Source organism: Oleiphilus sp. HI0125, from assembly GCF_001635355.1.
The window spans coordinates 1-761 of the sequence record NZ_LWGF01000967.1 but is presented as its reverse complement, the minus strand read 5'-3'; the positions used below and the strand labels follow the sequence as shown (position 1 = coordinate 761).

Below are 761 nucleotides of genomic sequence, written 5' to 3'. Positions count from 1 at the left end.
TTGGTGACGTACAGTTCTATGGATGTGTTGCACAACAAGACAAAACAACGCAACACCGCATCTATTCATTGGCGCTCGATGAATTACAACGCATTCAAACATTGCCAAACAACAAGACACTGCCAAGTTACGATGAAGCGCTTTTGCAGCGCGAATTAGATTTATTCAGTGACTGGCTCATCGACTCAGCTCTTTCAATCGCCTTAACTCCAGAACAACTTACTACTCTGAAAAACGCCCAAGCCCTTTTGATAAAAAGTGCGTTAGAGCAGACACAATGTGTGGTGCATCGCGACTACCACTCACGAAACATCATGATGCAAGGAGATCAAGTGGGCATCATTGATTTCCAAGACGCCGTATTTGGTCCAGCCACATACGATTTGGTTTCACTTTTGAAAGACTGCTATATCGAGCTTGATCAAGACTTAGTCGAGCAGCTCATGACAGAATTTGCAGGCACTCATTCAACACTCACAAACATTGCCCCAGAGCTTTTCAAAAAGCAGTTTGATTTGATGGGTATTCAGCGCCATATGAAAGCGGCAGGTATTTTTGCGCGACTTGCTCTTCGTGATGGCAAGTATGGCTATCTCAAAGACATCCCAAGAACATTCTCCTACATTGTCGAAGCGTGCAATTCATATGAAGACTTACATGCCTTTGGAGAACTTCTCGAGGAACACATCAAGGAACCTATGCTGGCCTTCGTCGAAGCACAATCACAAGAAAATACAGCGTCATGAAAGCAATGATTCTTG

1 protein-coding gene is annotated in these 761 nt (G+C 43.9%); it reads left to right on the top strand.

The genetic code is table 11. The annotated features are described in order from the left end of the window. Positions 1-746: aminoglycoside phosphotransferase family protein (locus A3762_RS16495; protein ID WP_082869197.1), on the top strand; the 746-nt coding region annotated here is incomplete at its 5' end. Between the last annotated feature and the right edge of the window lie 15 nt (positions 747-761).